This window comes from Candidatus Acetatifactor stercoripullorum, from assembly GCF_944382095.1.
Lineage (GTDB): Bacteria > Bacillota > Clostridia > Lachnospirales > Lachnospiraceae > Acetatifactor > Acetatifactor stercoripullorum.
Genome location: NZ_CALWMU010000011.1, coordinates 18,126 through 38,239 on the forward strand (window position 1 = coordinate 18,126; position 20,114 = coordinate 38,239).

The 20,114-nt window shown below is 50.1% G+C and carries 17 protein-coding genes; all 17 read right to left on the bottom strand.

What is annotated here, in order from left to right; translation table 11 throughout:
• Positions 1-14: 14 nt before the first annotated feature.
• The 17 genes from SHK35_RS04935 to SHK35_RS05015 all read right to left on the bottom strand — a co-directional run bounded on the left by SHK35_RS04935 (position 15) and on the right by SHK35_RS05015 (position 20,067).
• Positions 15-2,117: an alpha-glycosidase gene (locus SHK35_RS04935; protein WP_318708876.1), complete on the bottom strand. Its 2,103-nt coding sequence runs from the start codon at positions 2,115-2,117 to the stop codon at positions 15-17.
• Positions 2,118-2,458: 341 nt separating this feature from the next.
• Positions 2,459-4,225: an ATP-dependent zinc metalloprotease FtsH gene (gene ftsH, locus SHK35_RS04940; protein WP_318704769.1), complete on the bottom strand. Its 1,767-nt coding sequence runs from the start codon at positions 4,223-4,225 to the stop codon at positions 2,459-2,461.
• Between the two features lie 68 nt (positions 4,226-4,293).
• Positions 4,294-4,818 (bottom strand): hypoxanthine phosphoribosyltransferase, encoded by a 525-nt coding sequence (gene hpt / locus SHK35_RS04945; RefSeq protein WP_318708877.1) that lies wholly within the window; start codon positions 4,816-4,818, stop codon positions 4,294-4,296.
• Positions 4,802-6,322 (bottom strand): tRNA lysidine(34) synthetase TilS, encoded by a 1,521-nt coding sequence (gene tilS, locus SHK35_RS04950; protein WP_318708878.1) that lies wholly within the window; start codon positions 6,320-6,322, stop codon positions 4,802-4,804. The genes hpt and tilS overlap by 17 nt, the downstream gene beginning before the upstream one ends.
• A 35-nt stretch (positions 6,323-6,357) precedes the next feature.
• Positions 6,358-7,560 (bottom strand): SpoIIE family protein phosphatase, encoded by a 1,203-nt coding sequence (locus tag SHK35_RS04955; RefSeq protein WP_318704729.1) that lies wholly within the window; start codon positions 7,558-7,560, stop codon positions 6,358-6,360.
• Positions 7,561-7,722: 162 nt separating this feature from the next.
• Positions 7,723-8,031, bottom strand: a complete 309-nt coding sequence (locus tag SHK35_RS04960) for an FtsB family cell division protein (protein WP_318708879.1) — start codon at positions 8,029-8,031, stop codon at positions 7,723-7,725.
• A gap of 50 nt (positions 8,032-8,081) precedes the next feature.
• On the bottom strand, positions 8,082-8,561 hold the full coding sequence (gene yabQ, locus SHK35_RS04965) for a spore cortex biosynthesis protein YabQ (RefSeq protein ID WP_318704731.1): 480 nt from the start codon (positions 8,559-8,561) through the stop codon (positions 8,082-8,084).
• Positions 8,562-8,572: 11 nt separating this feature from the next.
• A complete protein-coding gene (gene yabP, locus SHK35_RS04970) occupies positions 8,573-8,860 on the bottom strand; it encodes a sporulation protein YabP (protein ID WP_318704732.1) in 288 nt (95 codons plus the stop codon).
• Between the two features lie 115 nt (positions 8,861-8,975).
• On the bottom strand, positions 8,976-9,215 hold the full coding sequence (locus SHK35_RS04975) for an RNA-binding S4 domain-containing protein (protein ID WP_318704733.1): 240 nt from the start codon (positions 9,213-9,215) through the stop codon (positions 8,976-8,978).
• Positions 9,216-9,322: 107 nt separating this feature from the next.
• Positions 9,323-9,598 (bottom strand): HU family DNA-binding protein, encoded by a 276-nt coding sequence (locus SHK35_RS04980; protein ID WP_318704734.1) that lies wholly within the window; start codon positions 9,596-9,598, stop codon positions 9,323-9,325.
• Between the two features lie 139 nt (positions 9,599-9,737).
• Positions 9,738-10,463, bottom strand: coding sequence for a MazG family protein (locus tag SHK35_RS04985; protein WP_318708880.1), 726 nt, complete (start codon positions 10,461-10,463; stop codon positions 9,738-9,740).
• Between the two features lie 227 nt (positions 10,464-10,690).
• Complete coding sequence (locus tag SHK35_RS04990) at positions 10,691-12,160, bottom strand: PEGA domain-containing protein (protein ID WP_318708882.1); 1,470 nt, start codon at positions 12,158-12,160, stop codon at positions 10,691-10,693.
• A 14-nt stretch (positions 12,161-12,174) separates the two neighbouring features.
• Positions 12,175-13,170 carry a CotS family spore coat protein gene (locus SHK35_RS04995; protein WP_318704737.1) on the bottom strand — a complete coding sequence of 332 codons (996 nt, stop codon included), beginning with the start codon at positions 13,168-13,170 and terminating at the stop codon, positions 12,175-12,177.
• Between the two features lie 94 nt (positions 13,171-13,264).
• Positions 13,265-14,599 (bottom strand): CCA tRNA nucleotidyltransferase, encoded by a 1,335-nt coding sequence (locus SHK35_RS05000; RefSeq protein ID WP_318708884.1) that lies wholly within the window; start codon positions 14,597-14,599, stop codon positions 13,265-13,267.
• Between the two features lie 38 nt (positions 14,600-14,637).
• A complete protein-coding gene (locus SHK35_RS05005; protein WP_318708885.1) occupies positions 14,638-16,050 on the bottom strand; it encodes an MATE family efflux transporter in 1,413 nt (470 codons plus the stop codon).
• Positions 16,051-16,568: 518 nt separating this feature from the next.
• Positions 16,569-18,290, bottom strand: a complete 1,722-nt coding sequence (locus SHK35_RS05010) for a SurA N-terminal domain-containing protein (protein ID WP_318708887.1) — start codon at positions 18,288-18,290, stop codon at positions 16,569-16,571.
• Between the two features lie 103 nt (positions 18,291-18,393).
• Positions 18,394-20,067 (bottom strand): M3 family oligoendopeptidase, encoded by a 1,674-nt coding sequence (locus SHK35_RS05015; protein ID WP_318708889.1) that lies wholly within the window; start codon positions 20,065-20,067, stop codon positions 18,394-18,396.
• Positions 20,068-20,114 lie beyond the last annotated feature (47 nt).

Below are 20,114 nucleotides of genomic sequence, written 5' to 3' on the forward strand. Positions count from 1 at the left end.
CTCTTTTGTCCTTTCTATTTTCCTGTATACTTTAAAATGACCGCGCTGGTGGGGGGCATATCCAGGATAATCTTGCCCGCCGTAACCGCATACTCCTGTCCCTCCAGGGTATAGCCCTCTTCCCCGGTCTGCAAAAGCACCTTCATTTTTCCGGTCTTTGGTATCCCCAAAGGCCATACCACCAGCTCCTTGGTCACCGGCTCATTGTTGTTGTTCACGGCAATCACACACTGTCCCGCTCTGTTAAACCGCCCATAGGCAAGGAAGTTATAATCCGACTCCACGCTCTTGATGGATCCTCTTCTCAGCTCCGGATTCTCTTTTCTAAGGCGGATAATATCTCTGTGAAAGGCAATCAGCTCCGTGTCCTCCCTGCCCCAGGGATAGCTGCGTCTGTTATCCGGGTCGGTAAAGCCGCACAGACCCGCTTCATCCCCGTAATAGATGGTGGGCGCCCCCACCCATGTCATCTGTATCACAACCCCTTCCCGGAAAACGGCCTTGCTCACGTCCTGCTCCGCCGCCTGGGAACCCAGGGTGTTGATTCTTCCAACCTTATGGTTGGTGCGGGTAAGAAAACGGGAGTGATCATGGTTGGACAGCTCATTCATGGCCACCTGCCAGCTTGGCATGGAAAAGCTGGCCGTGTGATGACGCATGGCGCCCCAAAAGCTCTCCGCATTGCCCAGCAGATCCTCCCTGAAGTCGTCGCTGTGCTTCTCCATCCCAGTCAAAAACCATGTAACCGGCTCCATAAAAGCGTCATAGTTCATAACCGTATCCCACTCGTCTCCCTGAAGCCAGTCCCTGGTATTTCCATAATGCTCCGCCAAAATAATGGCGTTGGGGTTTGCCTCCTTTACGTTTCGGCGGAATTCCTTCCAGAAATGATGGTTAAACTCTCTGCTGTGGCCCAAATCCGCCGCCACATCAAGCCTCCAGCCATCTGCATTATAGGGCGGCGACACCCATTTTCTTGCAATGTGCATCACATAATCAAACAGCTCCTTAGAGCCCTCATAGTTAAGCTTCGGCAGCGTGTCATGTCCCCACCAGCCGTCGTAGCTGGTATTGCAGGGCCAGCCATTTTGATCACGAAAGTCAAAGTAATTCCGGTAGGGGCTGTCCCCATCGATAAAAGCGCCCTTTTCATAGCCCTCGGCCTTTTCGTAAATGCGCTCCCTGTCCAGCCATTTATTAAAGGAGCCGCAATGGTTGAATACGCCGTCCAGAATTACCTTCATGCCTCTCTTGTGGGCCTGCTCCACAAGCTGCGCAAACAGCCGGTTGCCAGCTTCCAGATTGGCCTTGTTCGTGACACGGTTGATATATTTTGTGGCAGACTGGTTCTCCTTCTGCCCATTTTGCAAAAGCTCCCCTTTTTCATCCACAATTTTACCGTAATGGGGATCGATATAGTCATAATCCTGAATATCATACTTATGATTGGAGGGAGACACAAACAGAGGGTTAAAGTAGATCACCTCCACTCCCAGGTTCTGCAGATAATCCATTTTATCCAGAACACCCTTAAGGTCGCCTCCGTAAAAATTCCTCACATCCATCTGGGCCGGATATGTGTTCCAATCCTCCACCCTCTTTACGGGCTCGCCGATATAGCAATACTCTCCCGTCTCCACATCGTTTGAAGGATCGCCATTACAGAATCGGTCCACATAAATCTGGTACATCACCGCGCCCTTGGCCCAGTCCGGAGTCTGAAAGCCCGGCAGGATCACAAAGTCATAGTACTCATTTACCTCCTGAACCAAACCCCTTACGTCAAAATAACCGGTCAGACGGCCGGTGCGTATCTCAAAATAATAGGAAACCTTCTCGTTGTCCAGCTGAAGCTGAAAAGCGTAAAAATCAAACTGCTCATCGGTTTCCACCTTGTTCATCAGATATCTTTGTCCCTTGTGCACAAAAAACACACAGTCCACATTGTTTTTTGCGGTACGGAACCGTATGGTCACCAGGTCATAGGGAGTGGGCTCCTGGGGAATCACATACTCCCCCGTAGTGTCCGAATAAAGCGCACGCCTGTTAAAAACCGGCCGCATGGAAGAAATATACTGCTGGTTGTATTCCGTCTGCCTTATCTTTTCCAAGTCCATAGTTCTACCTGCCTTACAATCATATTCTGTAATATAGTATGCCCAATCCTATTGTACTGAAAAGAAAATATAAGTTCAATAGCAAATCTGCGGATTTACAGGCATATACGGTAAAAAGGACAGCTTTTAAAGGCTGTCCTTTTTAGAGAAGGTATTTCTTTCTTATGGGGTATAGCAAAAAACTATATAATGTATTGGGGGGGGGTTACGTATATTATAATAGCATGCGTTCCCCCATTTGGCTATTCTCAGAATTCACAAATATTACAAATTTGCTATTCCGTTTTTGTCAATTTTTCACAATGCCTTGTTGTGTAAAATCACCAAAAGCCTTGTGGGCTTTAAGCCTGTGCCGCAAAGAGCCCTTCAAATTCCTCCCGGCCAATCTTTTCCTTCTCCAAAAGAAGCTGGGCACACCTGTGGAGCACTCCTTCGTTTTCCAGAATAATGGCCTTTGCCTTTGCATAGCATTCATCAATAATAGACTTCACCTCTCGGTCAATCTCACCGGACACAGCCTCGCTGTGAGCCTTTGCGTGGGCTAAGTCTCTTCCGATAAATACCTCGTCGTCATCATCGTCATAGCAGATCACGCCGATATTTTCCGACATGCCAAAGCGCGTCACCATCCTGCGGGCCACCTTTGTGGCTTTCTTGATATCGCTGGAGGCTCCTGTGGTAATGTCCTTAAAGATAATTTCCTCGGCGATTCTGCCGCCTAAGGACACCATAATATCCTGCAGCATCTCTCCCTTGGTGATAAACATTTCATCCTTTTCCGGCAGGGGCATGGTATAGCCTGCCGCTCCCACTCCCGTGGGAATGATGGAAACCGTATACACAGGGCCTACGTCGGGCAGCACATGAAATAAAATGGCGTGGCCCGCCTCATGGTACGCCGTGATTTTCTTTTCCTTGTCGGAGATGATACGGCTCTTCTTTTCGGAGCCAATGCCCACCTTAATGAAGGATTTTTTGATATCCTCCTGAGACAGATAGGCCTTCCCCTCCTTCGCTGCAAGAATCGCCGCTTCATTCATAAGGTTTTCCAGGTCAGCCCCGGTAAAGCCCGCCGTGGTCTGGGCCACCTGCTTGAGATCCACATCGTCTCCCAGGGGCTTATTCTTCGCGTGAACCTTTAAAATCTCCTCTCTCCCGCCGATATCCGGCCTGCCTACCGCCACCTTGCGGTCAAAACGCCCGGGCCGCAGGATAGCCGGGTCCAGAATGTCCACCCGGTTGGTAGCCGCCATAATAATAATTCCCTCGTTGACGCCAAAGCCGTCCATTTCCACAAGAAGCTGATTCAGGGTCTGCTCCCTCTCGTCATGGCCGCCTCCCATGCCAGTGCCCCGGCGTCTTGCCACCGCGTCAATCTCGTCGATGAATACAATGCAGGGTGCATTTTTCTTTGCTTCCTCAAACAAATCCCGAACCCTGGAAGCGCCCACGCCCACAAACATTTCCACAAAGTCGGAGCCGGAAATGCTGAAGAAGGGAACGCCTGCCTCTCCCGCCACAGCCTTTGCAAGAAGCGTCTTTCCGGTTCCGGGCGGACCCTCTAAAAGCACGCCCTTTGGAATCCTGGCTCCCACCCGGGTATATTTCCCCGGCTCCTTTAAGAAATCAACGATCTCCTGAAGCTCTTCCTTCTCTTCCTTTAAGCCTGCCACCTGCGCAAAGGTGACCTTTTTCTCTCCAACAACCATCTTGGCCCGGCTTTTGCCGAAATTCATCATTTTCCCATTGCTGCCGCCAGTGTTCTGGGTGTTGAGCATCATAAAAAGAAACAGTCCCACCACCAGCACAATGAGCATGGGAACCAGGGTGGTCAAAAACCAGCTCTGCCGCTGCACATCCAAAACCACGGGATCATACCCCGCCTGTCTGATTACTTCCTCAATCTCAGACACGTCGGTGACATAAAGCCTTCTGTCCGAGCCATCCGTCATCTCCACCTCCACATAACCGGTGGGAGTCTCTGCGTTTGGCTGAATGATAAGCTCCTCAATCTTATCCCCCTCCAGGTCCGACATAAAATCTGCCCTGGTGTAGCCGTTTCTTTGCTCGCTGAACAGGCTCAGCACTGCAACCACCAGCACCAGCATAATCAGAAAAACAAAGAAAGAGTTAAAACTTTTACCGCCTTGCTTCAATTTTGGGCCTCCTACTCACTTTAATTAAATTCCACAACCCCGATGTAGGGCAGATTGCGGTATCTCTGGTCATAGTCCAGACCATAGCCCACTACAAATTCATCCGGTATCTCAAATCCCGTGTAGTCCACCTTTACATCAACCACCCGTCTCTCCGGTTTGTCAAGCAGCGTACACAGACGCAGGGATCTGGGCCCTCTGTCCTTGAGCATTTCCAGCAGATAGCTCAGTGTCCTGCCGCTGTCCACAATATCCTCCACTACAATCACATCCTTATCCTTCAGGGACTCATCCAGATCCTTTACGATTTTTACCACACCGCTGGATTTGGTGTCGCTTCCGTAGCTGGACACAGACATGAAGTCCAGGGACACGGGCACCGTGATTCTCTTTGCCAGCTCGCACATAAAAAAGCTTCCGCCCTTTAAAACGCATACCAGATGCACCTGCCTGCCCTGGTAGTCCCTGCTGATCTGTTCCCCGATGGCCTGAATCCTTTCGTCCACCTCTTTCTCGGATAATAGTACTCTAATGCTCTCTGCCATAGCCTTCCTCCGTTTCACTGCCCCCGCAGTCTCTTCTTAATTGTACCTGCAGAATGCGCTTTGTATTCCCATTTATTTTATAATATTCACTGATGCGCCAGCCTGCAAGCCAAAGCACATGATGCTCCTGCGCCAAAACCAGAATGCGCTCCCGCTTATCTTTGGGAATCTTCTCCGTAATCATATAATCCTTCAGAGATTTGTGCATCTGCCCGCCCCGTCCGTCAGACAGGGTGAGATAGTCCCCTTTTTGTCTGGTGCGGAACACCAAGGGCTTATTTATTTTATCATAATCGAACCATTTCGTACATTCCCTTTGGGGCACTTCCCTGTGTTTTTCTGCCAAAAGCAGGGTGAGTTCCGCCTCCCCCCAGGCTCCAAGGCCCACCCGCAGTGGAGTTTCTCCCAATTCTCCGGCCCCTATGGACACGGGGGAAAATTCTCCTCTCTCCTCCAAAGGCGCTCCCCTATCCTGCGGGGCCCTCTTTTCCAGAATCACCTTGTCATATTCCCTTCTGGCGTTCATGCCAAAGGGCAGGCTCACGCTCCGGTTTCCCTCCTGCGTAAATAAAGTCATCATCGCCTGGATATGCACATACTCCATATCCTTATGCCCGGGCCACAGCTCCTTTAAAAGACAGTGCAGCATTCTTGCGCGGATGGCCGGATGCTCCTTTACAAACAAATTCCTGTCAATCACCGCAAAAGCCCCTTCTTTCAGGGCCTCCTCTCCAGCCGCCCCTGGAGAAGCTGCTCTGACGCATCTTTTGAGAGCCTCCTTCGTCTGGACCTCCAGATAATCCTCCGTCTCCGACAGAATCCGGGCCGTTCTGCTCATGCGGGCCACACAGCCCGGCGCGATTTCATTCTCAGCATAGGGCAGAATATGATGTCTGATTCTGTTTCTGGTATAATCATCCTCTTCATTGGTGGCATCCTTTCGCCAGGAAATGCCCCGCTCCTTTAAATACCCTTCTATTTCCGGCCTTTCCAGGCAGAGAATAGGGCGGATGATCTCATCCCTCACAGGAGGGATGCCGCAAAGCCCCTTCAGGCCGCTTCCCCGAAATAAGTGAAACAGCATGGTTTCACTTAAATCATTGCTGTTGTGGGCCACCGCAATCCTCCCAGCCCCAAAATCCTCTGCCGCCTGGGAAAACGCCTCGTAGCGGATGCTTCGTCCCGCCTCCTCCTCAGAGCATTTGTCCCGCTCTGCCCTGGCTTTTACATCAGCCCTGGTCAGATAAAAAGGGATTTCAAGGCTGCGGCAAAGGGCCTCCACATACCGGGCATCCTCCCCGGATTCCTGCCTCAGACCGTGATCCACATGGACCACCGCCAAAAAAAGAGGAGTTCTCTTTGCCCATTCCAGCAACACAAATAAGAGGCAAAGCGAGTCTGCCCCTCCAGAGATTCCGGCCACCACCCGGTCGCCGGCTTTCAGCATATGGTGTTCTTCCATAAAGGAGAACACTTTTTCCTCCGTCCTTCGTGCGTTGTTCATGTCAACCTTTATGGTATCTGAAAATCCCAAAAAAATCAAGTAATACCGCTATTTTCCCAAATGCCGATCACAATTATGGTCATGTCGTCCAAAATACGTCCCTTGCTTGTGCGGATCACCATCTGCAGCAGCTGCTCGGCAATCTCCCTGGGATTTTGTTTCGTCACTTCTGATATGGCCTCACACATAGCTTCCTCATAATTTCCCTCCCCCAGCGCATCCAGCACTCCGTCCGTCACAAGCACCAGATAGTCTCCGTCCGTCAGCCTTCTGTGCACAGCCTCAGGCTCTATGCTGCGGAAAACTCCCAGGGGAAGGCTTCCCATTTCAATTTCCTCCACCTTTCTTCCCTTTTTTAAGAAGGAAGCTGCTGCTCCCACCTTCCACAGGCTGCAGCTTCCCCGGTAAAGATCCAGATCGCAGATGTCAAGGGTGGGATGATTGTGCTCCTCCCCCCTGGCAAAGAGCGCAGCATTTACCAGATTCACAGCCGTCTCCATGCCGTAGCCCGCCTCCAGCATTTTCTCCATCAAGTCCAGCACTCTCTCGCTTTCTGCGCTGGCCTCCTCCCCAGAGCCGGTTCCATCGGACAAAAGCACCGTCAGCCTGCCCTTTTCCGATTCTATCATGGCATAGTTATCCCCGGAGACCGTTTCATTTTCCTTTACAGCCTTGGAAAACCCGGAGAGCACAATAAAGGAAGGCTCCTCTACAAGAATAAAGCTATGTATTTCTCTTTCAATATAGTATGGACTTGTGACCGATACCTGCAGATGCCGGTCCAGCAAAACGGAAAGCATGTCCGCAGCCTCCTGGGAGGGCATTCTGTCCCTTTTCCGAATGCACATGGTAAGGCCGATGGCCTTCCTGTCGTCGGCCTGTGGAAGATAGCAGATATCCTCTACCACAATCCCCTCCTCTTTCATGGCGTGAACAATCTGGCGTCTGCATTTTTCTTCCATAGGCTCATAGTGGAATACCTGATCCGCCACCTCCGTCATAATCTGGGCCACCTCACTGAAATTGCTCCCCATGACCTGTCTGTTCTCCCAGACCTTTCTGGCATCGAGAAAGGTCTGCCTGTCCGTCCCCGTTTCTGTCCCTTCAAACGCTCCGCCGAAGCTGCGGGCAAGCTCGCGGAAGGTTTCCGCATATCCCAAAAGCCTTCTCTTACACAAATCAGGCACCTGTACGGTGTAAATTTCCTTTTCCCGCATTTTCCATCTGTCCGTTCCCATACTGTTTCCCCTTTCTTCCCTCAGCCGGGCGTTGCCGCTTAGGCCAAGCAGTACTCATTATAGTGGCAGCATTTTCTTGTTTTTGTCAAAAAGAGGAAGGAATATGCTTAATTTTTTGCGACAAAAAAAGCAGAAGCCCTAAGACTTCTGCTTACCTGATTCTCAATCATCCTCTTTAAAAAGAATCTCACCCTCATATACCAGTCCCAGCTTATCCTTGGCCACCTCTTCCACATAGGCCTTGGTCTGGGTATACTTCCGATATTCCTCTATCTCCTGTGTCCGTTCATCCTCCGCCGCGATCTGCTCCTTTAGCTGCTCCTCTCTGGCGGCATAGGCTTCTATTTTCTGCTCCAGCTCTACGCTTTGCACAGCCACGGCCACCATGATCATAATTACCACCAGCGTCACCAGAAACATGCTGAAGCGGTTTTGATGTCTTTTCCGGTATGCAATTTTTCTTCTCGTCATACAAACACCTCTATCCGCACACCGCAAGGCGGCCTTTCAACAAACTTACCCTATAATGTCATTTTAAGCATTTTCACAAGCAGAGTCAACTTCTTTTTTAGCAGCCGGCCTCCCCTTCTGCCCTGTCTGGAAAGACTCTTTTTTGCCTTTCCCGCCCTGTTTTTCAGGGCTTTTGCAGCCCATAAAAAGGGCCTTGCCAGAAAACAGGAGATTTTTCCCAGTGCAAATAGCACGCGTCCCAAAAGAAGGGACACATATTTTACGAAAAAGGGACTTACCAGCTTTTTATACAGCACCATGCCTGTCATCGCACCAAGCACGGCAAACCAGCGCAGTGTGCCGTTGCTTTCATGATACAAAAGCAAGAACACCTCCGCCGCACAGTAGGCCCAAAAGCAGAGGTCCTCCACGGACACCCAGAAGCCGCTGTGAGGCAGAACTCTTCTCAATATCCTGAGAATATCGTACAGGAAGGTAATAAAAATGCCCATGAGCAGGGCATAAAAAAGAAAAAGATTCTCGTTTGCCATGGGCGGCTCCTTCAGCGAAACAGCCTGTTTAGCAGGGATTCATTTTTATGTCCGGCCAGGTTTTGATCGGAATAGGTAAAGCTGTCGATTCTGCCGTCAATGTCCACCTCGCCCTTATCCAGAGTCAGTCTGTTCACATGCAGCTCATCCCCCTTGATCATAAGCATCCCCTGCTCCGTCTCCAGGAGAATCTCATGCACGTCAAAGGAAAGGACATCGCTCACACCGTTGATGGCGCAGGTCCTTCGATTTGTCATTGTCACCTTATGGGTGCGTCCGCTGTTGCTTAAATCTTCCATAAATCCTCCTGCCCGGTGGGTTCTGCGCCTTTTTCAAGGCCCCAAAGAAGCTGCCACCCTGTTCTCTTACATTATATTAGACAGGAGCCGGAAAAATTCCTGTGTGAAAAAATACTTACAGATAGCGGAACAGCTCGCCGGCCTCTTCCTTTTTTACAGTTTCCTGCACGTCCAGCACCTCCACTCTTACCTCCTTGTTTCCGAAGGAAATAGATATGATATCTCCCTTCTTTACGTTTGCGGAGGCCTTGGCGGGCTTATCGTTTATCAGCACCCTTCCGCTGTCGCAGGCCTCGTTGGCCACGGTACGGCGCTTGATCAGACGGGATACCTTTAAATACTTGTCAAGTCTCATATATGCTCCTTTCCAAAGGAGGACGCCCGGGTTTTCCGGGCGCCTCTGCCACAGAAACAGGCAAAAAAAGAGAACCGCCTTCTGGAGGTTCTCCCAAACAGCCCTTATTATGCGTTCAGCATATCCTTCAAAGCCTTGCCTGCCTTGAACTTAGGCGCCTTGGAGGCTGCAATCTTCATAGGCTCGCCGCTCTGGGGATTTCTTCCTTCTCTCTCCGCTCTCTTGGAAACTTCAAAGGTGCCGAAGCCTACTAACTGAACCTTTCCGTCCTTCTTCAATTCTGCAGCAACAACATCCGTAAAAGCCTTCAAAGCCTTTTCAGCATCTTTCTTAGAAATTTCAGCCTGATCAGCTATAGCTGCCACTAATTCTGTTTTGTTCATTTTGAACTCCTCCTGTAATGAGTTTTCGTTGATTGTATTTCACGTAGATGCTTCTTGAGAAACGTCTATACATATATATATCCGTTTTTACTGCATTTGTCAAGGCATTTTCCCCATATTTACGGCACTTTCCCCACATTTACGGCACTTTTTTCTCTGCTCCTTCCAGCCTGTCTATCAAATCTTCTGTGCGGTCTGTGAGAATCTGCTCCTGAGACAGTCTGCATAGGCCTGCTATCCGGGAAAGGGCCATAAGGATGTCCCCTGTAAGCCTTGAAATTTCCGGGTCATAATCCACCGGAGTACACATCTTAAGCCTCTTAGCCGCATCCAGTATCTGCTCCGCGCACGCCTTAAAATCCCCCTGGGGTTCATAGAGCTTGTCCGCCTTTTTTAACACCTTCTGCGCCCTGGTGAGGGCAGGCAGCTCCTTAGGAATCTCCCGCAGCACAGACTCTGTAATGGTCTTCCCCTCCTTTTCCTTCTTCTTGATTTCCTCCCAATTCTCCAATACCTGCCCCGGGCCCTCTACGGCAAGATTCCCGAACACATGGGGATGCCTGCGCACCATCTTAGCGGCCACCTCCGACACCACGTCCCCCATGTCAAACAGCCCCTCCTCTTTTGCAATCTGGGCGTGCATAACCACCTGAAGAAGCACATCCCCCAGCTCCTCCCTGAGGTTTTCACAGCTGCCGGTCTGCTCCAGAATGCGAATGGCTCCATTCACCTCTGCCGCCTCCTCCGTCATACAGGGCCGCAGGCTCATATGGGTCTGCTGCCGGTCCCAGGGACAGCCTTCTTCACTGCGCAAAGTCTCCACTATCTTTAAAAAGTCCTCATAAGTATATTTCTTCTCTTCCATCTTCTTCTCCTATATATACCTTATTTTATTATTACAGTAATTCTTGCAATGGTAATTTCCAGGGGGCATATTTCATAAACAGACCCTTGCTGGCCGCCGGTACTTAGGCTGTGTCCTTTACAGCCTTATGTACCGCTGCGGCCAGCTCGGAGCGGAAGCGTGTCTGTGTTGAAATATGCCCCAGGCACAAAATATTTTACAAAATAATCCCTGTCGGAATACCTGACTTATTGCGCGGCTTCAGAAGACTGCGCTGCAGATGAGCTTTCCGTGGATTGTGATGCCGATGAGCTCTCTGCGGACTGCGATACCACCAAATCCGCGAAGGAATAGGAAATATCCTTTTCCTCCTCATCTACCAAAACGGTATAGCTTCTGGTTTCATAGCCTGTCCTTCGCAGGGTTATCACATGGGAGCCGGATGTCTTTCTGAAGCTGCAGGGAGAAATTCCCACGTAATTGCCGTCCAGGTATACCTCTGCCCCCTCCGGAGCGTCCACATACACCTTGTAATAGCTGGTGGTGGTGTCTGCCTGTGTGGACTCCGTACTGCTTTCACTGCTTTCCTCCTCTTCCTCGTCGGTATCCACCTTATCCAGCACAATGTCGATGCCTGCGGACTCCTGGCCTACCCGTATATACTGGGTCACCGACTGATAACCCGAAGCCCGCACAATCAGCTGGTGCAGGCCGTACTCCAGCGTCACCGGCCCGGAAGCGTCCGTCTCCGTTCCATCCACATACAGCTGGGCAGAGGAGGGCGTTATGGAAAACAGCACCATTCCATACTGCACCTCCGCAACCTCCAGGTCTCCGATATCCAGAGTGGTCTCTTCATTGCGGTTGATCACAACGCTCTTTACGCCTCCGCCTCCGTTGTGACTGATATTTACCTGGTAGCTTCCCTCTGGCACGGTCAGCAGCATATCCTCTGTAATCCGGCAAATCATAGACTGGCCGATCTCTATCCAGCCCCCCACAAAATTCTCGTCATTGGCAAGCCGCAGATATCCATGACCCTTCTCTACAGATATGCTTGCCACTTGGCTGTCAATTCCCTGAAAGCTTAAGATATCCGCCGCATTCAGCTCCATTTTATCTATGCTCCTGCCCTGGGAGAGATACTGTGTATTTTCTGTAAGCTTATACACCTCCTGGCCGATGGTCACCTCTCCCCGCACCGTATTGATCTCATATCGCTCCACATTCTCATAGCTCCAGGCATCAGGAGAAATCTGCATGCTGGTCAGATGCTTCTTAGACTTTAAGAAGGTGATGTAGACCACGTCTCCCACCTCAATCTGATCCAGAGAAACGCTTTCTCCATACTTGTCGTAAAGCTTTGTGGTGCCGTCCAGAGAAAGGGTGTAGCGCCTTCCCAGCTCCAGATTCAAGAATGTGACAGTATTGTCATCTTTGTTTTTATCCACCAGAACCGGTGTGTCTGCAGAATCATAATCCCCCGGCCCCGTCAAAATAAACCCTGTGTCCACCCGCTCTCTGGTCTCATCAGCCGTCTCCTGTGACGTCTGCCCCTGAGCGCTTTCGTTTGAGGCATTCCGGGCCCTATTGCCAAACGCACTCCACAGGCCAAGCGACACTATCGTCACAACTGCAGCCAAAAACAAAATTGTCCCGGTTATCCCCAAAACACTTCTTTTGTTCTCCTTTTTTTTCTTTCTTTGGTTTTGTTTCACAGTCTGCTCCTTCTTTATCTCCTCTGAAATATTTCATCCAGAAAAATCTGCTTTTCCTTTTCCTGCACCACTAATTTCTCCAGCTTTTCCCTGTTGCGCTCCGGTATCCACGCCTTTCCCGAGTTATAATAAAAGTTGACGATCTTCCAAAATTTCTCCGGATATGCCAGCCGGTAATAAAGGTCCATTCTGCTTTCGTCCGAAATAGGTCTTTCCTCCTGGTAAGCCGCAAGCAGCTCCTTCCCCAGAGAAACGGACCAGCTGCTCTTTTCCAGAAGCTTACGCAAAAACAAGTACAAGTCCCGGATCGGGTTGTCAGGAAGGCATTTTTCAAAATTTACAACAAACCATTCCTCCTGCCCCCACAAAATATTGTGATACTGATAATCCCCGTGGCAGTACAAAACGGTTTCCTTCCTCTCATGGCCCCGACTGTTTTCCAAACGGTAGCGGTTCCATTCCTCCGTGACAGCCAATGCCTGCTCCAGAAAATAATCAAAGCTGTTTAAAAGGCCGATTTCAAACCCGGTTTTCTGTCCCCGCTGCTTCAAATACTTTCGAACCCTTCTAAGCTCTCTGTTATGCTTCTCATATTCCCTTCCCGCAAAAAAGCCATCGGCTGGCAGTCCATCCATCTCTGTTTGGGACAGCTCCATGCACCCATGAAGCCTCGCCAGCACTCTCACCGCCTCCAGGCACTCCTTCTTTTCGTAAATATTGCATTCCCGGCCCTCTGCGTAGGTTTTCAGCACATAAGAATTTCCCTCCATGTCCTTTACAAACAGGCTCCCTTCCCTGGTGGGAAGAATGGACTCCACTTGTATTTTCCCTGTTTCCCTGATATGATTCAGCAGTCTGTCCTGTATACGAATTTTGTTTTCATTCCCTGCATATTCTTTAAAAATGAGACAACCCTGATTGGTATCACATAAAATAGCTCCCCTTCCCTTGCGGGTACGAAGCACCTCTATATCATACTGTCCCAGTAAACTGACTGCCCTGTCATTCACTTCCAGTCCCTCCTAATTTACACTTATGAACCTTGGGTTCATAACCTATCATATGAGCGAAGTTCTGAAAGTATGTTAGGCTCTTCTCTGCCTTTTAAAGGTATTTCTCGGCCTCCTTAAGCAGCTTTTCTTTTGTGTTGTATGCAGGCTCCTCCAGCACAAGCTCCAGCAGTCCCTGCAAGGCCTCCCCAAGCTCTTTGCCGGGGCGCATGCCTATGTCCATCAAATCCCTTCCTGTAACCGCCAGGTCCTTTAAGCACACACACTGCCCCAGAGAACGCATGTCCTGGTACAGCTCCTGCCATTTTTCCAGCCGTTCCAGCTTTTCCTGGCGCAGATAATCACTTTGAGCCAAAATATCCGCCCGTTTCACACAAAACAGCATTGGCAGCATATCCACCCCTATTTTATTTGCCAGACGACGCATCCGGCGCATATCCGGCTCCCACTCGTTTCCATAGTCGTGATAAAGCACCAGCTTTTTCACCAGGCTTATGGTGTCATTGTCAAAGCGCAGCCTCTTTAAAATCTGTTCCGCCAGATCCGCCCCCAGGGACGCATGATGATAAAAGTGGGTAAGCCCTTTTTCGTCCCAGCTTAAGGTATCCGGCTTTCCGATGTCGTGAAGCAGCACCGCCAGACGCAGAATTTTATCCGGCTCCGTCTCCTTTAAGGCCTGCAGCGTGTGTTCTCCCACGTTGTAGCAGTGATGCGGATGTATTTGAGGCGTTTCCATGGCCCGGTCAAACTCCGGCAGAATCACTTTCGTGACGCCTGTGTGATATGCTATTTTAAGAAATTCCGGATGATCGGAGGTGATGAGCTTTACCAGCTCCATCTGAATACGCTCCGGGCTGATATGGGAAAGATTGGGCGCCATTTCCCGGATAGCCTCCCCGGTTTTTTCCTCAATGCGATAGCCCAGCTGGGCGGAAAAACGAATGGCCCGCATCATGCGGAGGGCGTCCTCCCCGAAGCGCTCCCTGGGGTTCCCCACACAGCGGACAACACCCTCTTTCATATCCTGAAGCCCCCCAAACACATCAATGAGGCCTCCCTCTTCATTGTAGGCCATGGCATTGATTGTAAAATCTCTTCGCTTCAAATCCTCTATCAGACTGGGTGTAAAAATAACCTCCTTGGGATGACGGCTGTCCTCATACTTTCCGTCAATCCGATAGGTAGTCACTTCAAAGCCCTCCTTATCCAGCATCACCGTCACCGTTCCATGCTGTATTCCGGTGTCAATGGTCCTCCGAAACAACGCCTTTACCTGCTCCGGTCTGGCCGAGGTAGTGACATCCCAATCCTCCGGCTCTCTGCCCAGTATGGAATCCCTGACACAGCCGCCTACGATATACGCCTCAAATCCAGCCTGACGGATGGTCTCTATAATATAACTTGCTTTCTGTGGCATCTCTATCTTCATATTACTCTCCATTCCTGCGTTCCCCTTTGTGTGTCCTTTTACATATCCTGCGCCTGCGTTCCTGCAGCCTTTGCTTCAACGCCGCCTGCCGCTGCCATTTCCCGCAGAACGCTGATGCCAAGGGGTACCGCAATCAAAAAGGAACACACATCAGACCAGGTCTGACACATCTGTACGCCCAAAAGCCCAAAAAATTTCGGCAGAATCCAGATAAAGGGCAGGAAAAACAGTCCCTGTCTGGCCGCCGCCACAATAGAAGCCCGGACAGCCTTTCCTATGGACTGCAGCATCATATTGCTCATCACAATCCAGGCATTCAGGGGAAATGCCAGGCACTGCAGCCTAAGCGCAAGGGCGCCGATGCGGATCACTTCCGCATCCTCCCTGCGAAACAGCATGACCAGCGGCCTTGCAAAAATAAATCCCACTGCAGACAGAACCAGCAAAAACACGAAGGCATATTTCACACAGAAGAAAAAGGCCTCTCTTACTCTGTGGTACTTTCCGGCTCCATAATTCATGCCGCACACCGGCTGAAAGCCCTGTCCAAAGCCAATAAGCGCGGAATTGGCAAAGGTGGTCACTCTGTTCACAATGGACATGGCCGCAATGGCGGCGTCGCCAAATTCCGCCCCATAGAATCCCGCCGCCCAGTTCATACAAATCTGGGCCACACTGCCCAGTCCCTGTCGGCACAGGGAGGGAAGGCCTCCCCGGATAATCTCCTTAAAATAATACCAGCTGGGCGAAAAATCACGCAGGTGAATACGGATATTTCCTCCCTTTCGGGTCATGAGAACCAGCAGCACAAAGCTGACAATCTGGCTTATAGTGGTGGCAAGCGCCGCTCCCGCAACCCCCATATCAAAAACAAAAATGAAAAGAGGATCCAGTCCAATGTTTAAAACGGCTCCCGTCACAATTCCCACCATGGCATAGGATGCGCTGCCCTGAAAGCGCAGCTGATTGTTCAATACAAGGGACGACATCATAAAAGGAGTTCCTAGTAATATAATGCCAAGGTATTCCTTGGTATAGGGTAAAATCGTAGGTGTGGAGCCCAGGGCCATTGACAGGGGCTCCAGAAAAATCAGCCCAAGCACACCTGCAAAGATTCCTGTCAGGAAAGCGCTGACAAAGCCTGTGGCCGCCATTTTGTTGGCGTCCTCAAATTCTCCTGCCCCCAGCTTTCTGGAAATATAATTGCCGGAGCCGTGACCGAAGAAAAAGCCGCATGCCTGTATAAAGGCCATCACAGAAAAAACCACTCCCACCGCCGCCGTAGCCTGGGTGCTGATTCTTCCCACAAAAAAAGTATCTGCCATATTATAAAAAGAGCTCACCAGCATACTGATAATAGTAGGAACCGCCATCTGACACACCAGACGGGTGGCAGGCTCGTTTAACATATACTCTATCTTTTCCTGCTGATTCATTCTGCTTACTTTCATAGGTATATCGTATCCTTTCCCTCTTCAATAGCAGTATTATACCATAGTTTTTTTTATTTCACATTTCTTTTCAAATTTCTTAATATGGATTTTAGAATGCGTACAAAATTTAGACACATCTTTCCGCTATGATAAATACATAAAGAAAAGGAGCTGTGGGATTCTTACAGCACAGTTTGGGTTCTGTCAGCTTCGCCAAAAAACTCTCCCGCAGGCAGTCTTGTCTGCCACGGGTTACATATAGATTCTTTTTCATAACTCCCTCTTAACAATAGTACTGGATTCAGTACTGCGGCGGGAAACAGGTGCTGCACCTTGTTTTCAAAAAAATGTCCCAAAGCCGGAAACGGTTTTTGGGACATTGCCGTGTATATGGCTCATTTTTTCAACCGAATTATAGGCTTACAAATTTGGGGTCGGCTTTCCGTTCAATCAAATCCCGCTCTATTGCTTCGCAGTACAGAAAAGAAGCGGGCAGGAAACATCGTTCCTTACCCGCTTGCTGCGGCCTCTGCCGCTTATTCTGTCTGTGTGCTTTCCGTCTGTGCGGTTTCCTCAGTCTGGGTTTCTTCCGTCTGTGCGGTTTCCTCAGTCTGAATTTCCCCCGTCTGTGCGGTTTCTGTACCTTCTACAGAGGAGGAATCCTCTGCTGTGGAAGTTTCCGCAGCGGAAGCCTCAGCCTCTACCTTCAGGTAATTGAGATTACCCTTGCTGTCCTCCACTTCAATTCCTGCGCTGATCTCCTCCATATAAGCGGTCATGGTTTCGCTCAAAAGAGTGCTTCGAACGCTCAGCTTCCACGCCGGATCATTTTGGCCCACATAGTACATCACATAGGTGTAGCCATCGTCCTCAGAGGTAATGGAAACAGTATCTCCTGCAGCTCTGCCTTCCTCAAACAGCCACTGATCCAGATCGTCCGGCAGACCTCCTCTGGTAACTCCCTCATACAGTCCTCCGTTTCCGGCAGTGGAGGTATCTGTGCTGTACTGTTCGCAAAGGGCTCCAAAGGTTTCCTCTGTGGCCTCTCCCGAAGCCCACTCATCCAAAAGGGCCTGTCCGTCCTCTTCCTGCGTAATCAGTACACGCACATCCACAGATGGGGTTTCATCCAGATAACGCTCCTCAAAGGCCAGCACGAAATACCGGTTATTGTCAGCATCCTCAATAATCGTGGTGTCTCCCGCTTCTCTGGAAGCGTCAAACAGCCAGTCCCGAATCAGAGAATTTGCGCTGGCTCTCTGTACATTTTCCTGCAGCTCGCCGTCCTGGGCCACCGTCTCCTGGGCGTCCTGGGCAAGCGCCTGTGCCTCCTCCATGGCTGCGGCAATCTCAGCCTCGGAGGGCTCGTATTCCTCTTCCGTCCCGGTCTCATCCGCCGTGCTCTCCTGAGCGGCGTCAGTCTCCGCAGAAGCCTGGGTATCCTCCGCAGCGGAAACTTCCTCTGCTGAGGTCTCCTCCTCTGCCGGGTCCGCCAGTTCAGTAGGCTCCGTGGGAAGCTGCGCTTCAATGGTTACAATCCGGTAATCCACAGAGTCGTAGGAGTCGGTGTTTTCCTCGTAGTAGCTTTGAATCTCCTCCTCCGAAGGGGCTCTTTCCTCGGCAACCTGCTCGTAATACTGGTTGATTACCATAGCCTCCTTCACAAAATCGGATATCCTGCTCAAGGTAGCATAGGAACCATAAAGCTGGCGCACATAATCTCTGGTGGTCAGTCCCGCCTCCGACGCCGCATTCTCTACGGATTCCTCAAAATCCGCGTATTCTTCTGTAGTATCATAGGTAAAGCCCGCAGCCTCCGCCTGATCCTTCAGGGCCTTGTTGCTGATCAGATTCTCCACTGCCAGCTGCTCAAAGTAGTCCTGCCAGGTAAGGGTTTCAGAATACATCTGGGTGGAAAGGTCTCCCGAGAGATCCAGTCCAAAGTAGGACATATAAGTGCCATACTGCGCCAGATAATTATTTCTTGCAATATTATAAGCATAATCAAATTCCACCCTGGTGACATTTTCTCCGCCCACCTTTATAAAGGTTCCCCGGGTGGCCATGAGGGTCCGGATAGGGAAGGAGGCGATCAGACATACCAAAGCTGCCGCGATCACGATTCCCACAGCGGTCATGATATGCTTTTCCCTCTGCTCCTTTTTCTTCTGTTCCTCGCGCCTCTGCATTTTACGGTCATAACTGGTTATAATTTTTTCCTGTTTCTGTTCCGTATTCTGAGTTTCCTTTTTAGACATGATGAAATGTCTCCTTCCTATTTTCTCTGCCAAAATTTTGGCAAAGCAGCTATGCGTTTTTTGCGCACTGTTCATTTTACCGTATTTATGGCAAAAAGTGAAGCTATTTCACATATTTTTCAAGTTTTTCCACTATATTTTTGATACAGCCCCCTTCAAAAGGACTTTCCAGTCCTGCCTCCTTGAGCAGGTTCGTGTAAAAGTCGCTGGCGGAAAGCTTACATAACTTCAGATAGCTGTCCCAGGCTCCCCCGAAATCCTCGTCCATTTTTATCTTATACTGCAAAGCGCAGGTCTGGGCCAGACAGTAATCAATATAATATAAGGGATAATCATAAATGTGAAGCTGCTTCTGCCAGAAGCCTCCCTGTCCGAAAAACCGATCCTCCCCGTAGTCCAGATGGGGCTTATACTCCTTTTCCAGCTCTCTCCAGGCCGCCTTTCTCTCCTTTGGAGTCATATTGGGATTTTCATACACAATATGCTGAAATTCATCCACCATGCAGCCGTAGGGAATAAACGCAGCCGCATCCTCCAGGTGCATTGTCACATAATCCTGGGCCTTGTCTCCAAAAAACAGAGGCATCCACTGTTCCGCAAAAAATTCCATGGACATAGAGTGGATTTCCGCCGTTTCCATACCGATATCCCTATGCTCTCTAATCGGATCCTTGCCGGAAAGATAACCCTGAAAGGCATGACCGCACTCATGGGTGATCACATCCACGTCCCCGCTGGTTCCGTTGAAATTGGCAAAAATAAAGGGCGCTCCATACAAGGGCAGATAGGTCATATAACCTCCGGCCCTTTTGTTTTTTCTGCCCAGCACATCAAAAAGCTGGTTTTCCATCATAAAATCAAAAAATTCCTTCGTCTCCGGGGACAGCTCTTCATACATCCTCTGTCCTGCCTTCAGGATTTCCTCCGGAGAGCCCGTGGGCGCAGGATTTCCCTGGGCAAAGTAAACCTGTTCGTCTATAAAGCTCAGCCTGTCAAGCCCCAGGCGCTTTCTTCTCTGTTCATGGAGCCTTTCTGCAAAGGGCACAAAATATTCTTTGATCTGTCTCCGGAAAGCCTCCACCTCTTCTCTGCCGTAGCAGTTGCGGTTCATGCGAAAGTAGCCAAGCTCCAGATAATTTTCATAGCCCATCTCTTTTGCCTGCCTGGTTCTGTTCTTTACCAGCCTGTCAAAAATTTCATCCAGCTTATCCGCATTCTCTTCAAAAAAGGCGCTCATCCGCTCCCATGCCTTCGCCCGCACCGCCCGGTCCGGGCTGATCAGATAAGGGCGCAGAAGGGACAGATTCAGTTCCTTGCCGTCGAAGGCAATCCTGGCCTTGGCGATCAGCTTGTCATACTCCATGGTAAGACTGTTTTCCTCCTGCATCAGAGGAATAATCTTTTCATTCATGGATTTCTGGGCAAGCTCCATATTTTTGAAGGCCACCGGCCCTATTTTTTCCTCCAGATACGCTCTGTAAGGGGAGGCATACAGCTTCTTCTGGTACTCCAGCACGAGATTGCTGTATAAGGGTCCCTTTTCATCATAATATTGGTGCTCCTTATCATAAAATTCATCGCTGGTATCCCCGTCAAAGCGTATCTGGGCGATGGTCATCAGGGTGGACACCCGGTCCGTCAGGGCGTAGTATTTCTGATGCACGGCAAACTGGGCCTCCCCGCTTTCTGCCTCCTCAAGCTCCTTCATCAGCTCTTTCATTTCCGCTTCCACCTGCGCAAAGTCCACACGTTCGTATGGCATATCCTGAACTTTCATTTTTTCCTCTCTTTCTGCCGCGTAAGCAGCTTTCTCAATGAATCTAT

Bases quoted from the DNA above. Each gene is read 5' to 3' on its own strand.
- SHK35_RS04935 (WP_318708876.1), bottom strand. From the start codon at position 2,117: ATGGACTTGGAAAAGATAAGGCAGACGGAATACAACCAGCAGTATATT.
- ftsH (WP_318704769.1), bottom strand. From the start codon at position 4,225: ATGCTGGTGCTGGTGGTTGCAGTGCTGAGCCTGTTCAGCGAGCAAAGA.
- hpt (WP_318708877.1), bottom strand. From the start codon at position 4,818: ATGGCAGAGAGCATTAGAGTACTATTATCCGAGAAAGAGGTGGACGAA.
- tilS (WP_318708878.1), bottom strand. From the start codon at position 6,322: ATGAACAACGCACGAAGGACGGAGGAAAAAGTGTTCTCCTTTATGGAA.
- SHK35_RS04955 (WP_318704729.1), bottom strand. From the start codon at position 7,560: ATGGGAACGGACAGATGGAAAATGCGGGAAAAGGAAATTTACACCGTA.
- SHK35_RS04960 (WP_318708879.1), bottom strand. From the start codon at position 8,031: ATGACGAGAAGAAAAATTGCATACCGGAAAAGACATCAAAACCGCTTC.
- yabQ (WP_318704731.1), bottom strand. From the start codon at position 8,561: ATGGCAAACGAGAATCTTTTTCTTTTTTATGCCCTGCTCATGGGCATT.
- yabP (WP_318704732.1), bottom strand. From the start codon at position 8,860: ATGGAAGATTTAAGCAACAGCGGACGCACCCATAAGGTGACAATGACA.
- SHK35_RS04975 (WP_318704733.1), bottom strand. From the start codon at position 9,215: ATGAGACTTGACAAGTATTTAAAGGTATCCCGTCTGATCAAGCGCCGT.
- SHK35_RS04980 (WP_318704734.1), bottom strand. From the start codon at position 9,598: ATGAACAAAACAGAATTAGTGGCAGCTATAGCTGATCAGGCTGAAATT.
- SHK35_RS04985 (WP_318708880.1), bottom strand. From the start codon at position 10,463: ATGGAAGAGAAGAAATATACTTATGAGGACTTTTTAAAGATAGTGGAG.
- SHK35_RS05000 (WP_318708884.1), bottom strand. From the start codon at position 14,599: ATGAAGATAGAGATGCCACAGAAAGCAAGTTATATTATAGAGACCATC.
- SHK35_RS05005 (WP_318708885.1), bottom strand. From the start codon at position 16,050: ATGAAAGTAAGCAGAATGAATCAGCAGGAAAAGATAGAGTATATGTTA.
- SHK35_RS05010 (WP_318708887.1), bottom strand. From the start codon at position 18,290: ATGTCTAAAAAGGAAACTCAGAATACGGAACAGAAACAGGAAAAAATT.
- SHK35_RS05015 (WP_318708889.1), bottom strand. From the start codon at position 20,067: ATGAAAGTTCAGGATATGCCATACGAACGTGTGGACTTTGCGCAGGTG.